This window comes from Vibrio sp. 10N.286.49.E11, from assembly GCF_041469505.1.
Taxonomy (GTDB): domain Bacteria; phylum Pseudomonadota; class Gammaproteobacteria; order Enterobacterales; family Vibrionaceae; genus Vibrio; species Vibrio crassostreae_C.
Genome location: NZ_JBFRKQ010000082.1, coordinates 1 through 3957, shown reverse-complemented (window position 1 = coordinate 3957; position 3957 = coordinate 1). Strand labels below are relative to the sequence as shown.

The 3957-nt window shown below is 41.0% G+C and carries 3 protein-coding genes and 2 pseudogenes; all 5 read left to right on the top strand.

The genetic code is table 11. The features are described 5' to 3' along the window. Positions 1-113 precede the first annotated feature (113 nt). Positions 114-821, top strand: a pseudogene (locus AB4167_RS19120) (IS5 family transposase); the annotation flags it as partial. A gap of 164 nt (positions 822-985) precedes the next feature. Beyond that, complete coding sequence (locus AB4167_RS19115; RefSeq protein ID WP_372072573.1) at positions 986-2188, top strand: DUF1611 domain-containing protein; 1203 nt, start codon at positions 986-988, stop codon at positions 2186-2188. Further along, positions 2185-3310 (top strand): annotated as a pseudogene (locus AB4167_RS19110) (alanine/ornithine racemase family PLP-dependent enzyme). Before AB4167_RS19115 ends, AB4167_RS19110 begins: the two are co-directional and overlap by 4 nt. Continuing rightward, on the top strand, positions 3267-3632 hold the full coding sequence (gene gspS2 / locus AB4167_RS19105) for a type II secretion system pilot lipoprotein GspS-beta (protein ID WP_016788065.1): 366 nt from the start codon (positions 3267-3269) through the stop codon (positions 3630-3632). Before AB4167_RS19110 ends, gspS2 begins: the two are co-directional and overlap by 44 nt. Continuing rightward, entirely contained in the window at positions 3633-3863 is a 231-nt protein-coding gene (locus tag AB4167_RS19100; RefSeq protein ID WP_004735670.1) for a hypothetical protein, read from the top strand. Positions 3864-3957: the final 94 nt, after the last annotated feature.

Here is a 3957-nt window from a genome sequence, read left to right as displayed (position 1 = left end):
ATCAGCTTGAAGATCAACGACACCGTTCAATGGGACAATAAAAAGTAATGTTCCAATGGCCTTGGTTAGGATTCATAGTGATCCGTGCCAGAAGTTTTGGACACTGAGTTAAGTTCCAGTACTCTGATACAGCGATTGAAACTGCCCTGATGATTAAGGGGATATTCTCTCTGCCATTACGTGCTCTTCAAGGTTTTATCAACTCTATCTTTGAGCTAATGGATGTTCCGCTGACCTCTCCTGGCTACACATGTATTAGTAAACGCTCGAAGACGGTTCAGGTCAAATATCGCAATAGGTCTAGAGGGGCTATTCACCATATAGCCATTGATTCGACAGGCCTCAAAGTCTTTGGTGAAGGTGAGTGGAAAGTAAAAAAGCATGGTGCAGAAAAACGAAGAACATGGCGTAAGCTGCACTTAGCTGTAGATGTGGATACTCACGAAGCGATTAGTGCGGAAGTCAGCCTTGTAAATGTTGGCTATAGTGAAGTGCTACCAACATTACTCAACCCTTTACGCAGAAAGGTTCATACCGAATCTACCTATGGAGCATATGACACAAAAAGTTGTCATGAAACCCTGAAAAATAAAGGCTGTACTCCGTTGATACCACCTCGAAAGAATGCAGTACATTGGGAGGATGGTCATCCCAGAAACGAAGCAGTAACGGCTCTGAAAAATGGGACAATATCGGAGTGGAAAACAGAGTCTGGTTATCACTATCGCTCAATATCTGAGACCGCAATGTCTCGATACAAGGGATTAACAAGCGGTAAATTGAGTTTGAGAAATTACAACGCTCAAGTGGGCGAAGTCTGAAAGTAATAGACTCAGAAAGCGTATTAATAATAACCAACAAAAGTCTGGTGAGTGTGTTACCTTGGTTGTTATCCCTACCGCTTAGTAGGGACTTCTTTTCTTTTCCGAACTCGCAAATCGGCACTCCTTAGTCGCCCTCCTAAGCCATACTGCAGGCTTTAATTATGTCCATCTCAACCGAAAAGTTAAGAAATATATTCAAACTCTCTAGAATTGAAAATGTAGATACCAACAACGTACCCCATATAGCTCCTTGGTTACCACTTGCTCAAAAAGTAAATCCGGTCATCCCTTCTGCAATTATATATTGCGAAGGTAATTTTGGTAAAATTGATGGTAAAACCGCTAATGGGTTAGTGAGGCATTCGTTAAGCTATCGTATTCTATCGGTTATTGATAGTGAGTCTGCTGGCTTAGATGCTGGTGAAGTTCTTGATAACAAAGCCAATGGAATACCGATCCTTGCCAATGCTGAAGAAGCTATCATTCACGCGGAAAGCATTCCCGATTATTTCATTTTTGGCATTGCGCCATCAAGTGGTTTTTTATCTGACTTAGATAAAAGCATCATTTTAAATGCCATGTCATTAGGAATGAACATCGTAAATGGCTTACATGAATTTCTAACCGACGATCCTCTGTTTTTAGAAGCCAGTTTAAAGAATAACGTTCGAATATTCGATACTCGCAAACCCAAAAGTAAAGGCGATCTGAAAACGTTTAGCGGGAAAATACACAACGTTAAATGTCCGAGAATTGCTGTAATGGGGACGGATTGCGCGCTAGGAAAACGAACAACAGCAACAATATTGGCGAATGAACTGACTAAAAAAGGCCTTAACGTCGTTCTGATTGCCACTGGTCAAACAGGTATTATGCAAGGCGCACAATACTGCGTTGCACTCGATGCAGTCCCTTCACAATTTTGTGCCGGTGAATTGGAATCTGTCATTGTACAGGCCTATGAAAAAGAAAATCCGGATCTGATAATTGTTGAGGGGCAAGGAGCCTTGAGTCACCCTGCGTTTTCAACCAGCGCTTTTATCTTACGTGGCAGTTGTCCAACGGGTGTGATACTGCAACATGCCCCTAAACGTTTATATCGTAGTGATTTTCCTGATTGCCCAATGCCTTCGATTGCCTCAGAAATCAATCTTATCGAAACGTTTTCTAATACCAATGTTATTGGACTAACACTGAATCATGAAGATATGTCGTTGGATGAAACACGTTGTGCGATAGACACTTACACTACCGAATTTGGTCTACCGGTTACTGATGTCTTGTCACAGCCTGTTGAACATCTACTGCACATCGTAACGTCAGCCTTCCCTATAATAGCAAGTAAACTGGCCGAAAAAGGGTGAACTACCCTAGGTTAGACATCGATTGTGGGAAAGTTCATCATAACGCTCAGTTCCTGATTTCTCAGCTATCACTGAAAAATATATCCGTTACGCCTGTAACAAAAGTCTTCCTCGGCCACCCTATCATCGCACAAGTTCTTATTGATGCTGGCGCAACAATGTTAGCCGATTCAAGAATCGAAAATCTTCAAAAGATGACTGAAATTGGCATTGCTATCCCTAAAATGCTGATACGTACACCCATGCTCAGTCAAGTGGCAAGCGTAATAAAATACAGTGATATGAGTTTAAACTCTGAAGTTGAAGTGATTCAGAGGCTTTCACATGCAGCGGAACAACAAAATTGCTGTCACGGTATCATTATTATGGTTGAGCTTGGCGATCTCAGAGAAGGTGTGATGCCAAATCGCGTGATTGATTTTATCCGAGAGATTATTTCTTTACCAAACATCACGATAAAAGGAATTGGTACGAATTTAGCCTGTCGGTATGGTGTCGCTCCAGATGATCAAAATATGAGTATTCTTTCTGAGCTTGCCGATGGAATTGAAGCTACATTTGGGGTCAGTCTAGAAATTATTTCAGGGGGTAATTCTGCTTCAGTTAACTGGGCTCTTCAGAGAACAGGCTTAACTCGAGTCAATAACCTTCGTATAGGAGAAGCCATTTTTTTAGGCTGTGAGCCTTTAGAACACGAAAATATCAAAGGCTTACATACGGATGCGGTTTCTTTGACCGCTGAAGTGATTGAATCCAAGACTAAACCGACTTTGCCTTGGGGGAGTCGGGGGTTAAATGCTTTTGGTGAAAAAGAAAACCTTCAAGATAGAGGGGAGGTCTCACAAGCTATTCTAGCATTAGGCCGCCAAGATGTTTGTGTCAGCGGGCTTAAGGCTCCGAATGGGATTAAGATCATGTCTTCAACCAGTGATCATCTTGTCCTTGAATCCTCACAGAAACCACTATTTGTAGGGGAAAAAGTCACATTCAGTTTAGATTACAGTGCGCTCTTATCTTCTATATCTTCACGTTATATCCATAAATATTTTAAGGCACCTAAAGGAAGAAGGAGCGCATAATGCTACGAACAACTGTAATTCTCTTCGTCAGTGTCATGCTTAACGGTTGTCAGATAAGCCCAATAAAATCTAATGGACTTGCCGATTATAGAGCGACAGTTATTTCAAGCCAACTTCCACAAGAGTTAGGCTCAATCACACTCGTAAATGCACAGTCAGAGGGCGATAGTGTCACTCTTGTTTTCGTAAAAAAGAAAACTTTGAATATGGACCGCTTAGTAGAAAAAGTCGCCGTTAGTTTTTGTGACAACATCGAAATAAGACCACTATTAGAGAGTGGGATCTCTTATCGAATCATTACCTTAGGAAAAAATGAGAAAGTAGAAAGCCTTAACGTCATTTCTCTAGCTAAGTGCTCTAATTGAATGCTTAGCAGTCGAATGGATAAAAGCCAATACGAGTTGTTCAATGTACTCAATGACACTATTTTATTGAGGTTTGACCGCCTTACGCCTTGGGAAAAAAACTTTATCACAGAGTTACACCATAAGGTCGTAACTAGACAACTCATTTCAATTAAACAAAAACAGCTTGCTTTAAAAATTTCAATGAAAGCCTATAAATCAAAGAAGAAAAACGCGCGTTCCAACGTTTAATTTAAGCTTGTGTATACCCCTATCTGGCAGGGTAGATGTCACTGTTAAAATTTAACCAGTTTGGGCGATAAAGGGTAATTGTGTCTCGTATCTC

Bases quoted from the DNA above. Each gene is read 5' to 3' on its own strand.
- AB4167_RS19115 (WP_372072573.1), top strand. From the start codon at position 986: ATGTCCATCTCAACCGAAAAGTTAAGAAATATATTCAAACTCTCTAGA.
- gspS2 (WP_016788065.1), top strand. From the start codon at position 3,267: ATGCTACGAACAACTGTAATTCTCTTCGTCAGTGTCATGCTTAACGGT.
- AB4167_RS19100 (WP_004735670.1), top strand. From the start codon at position 3,633: ATGCTTAGCAGTCGAATGGATAAAAGCCAATACGAGTTGTTCAATGTA.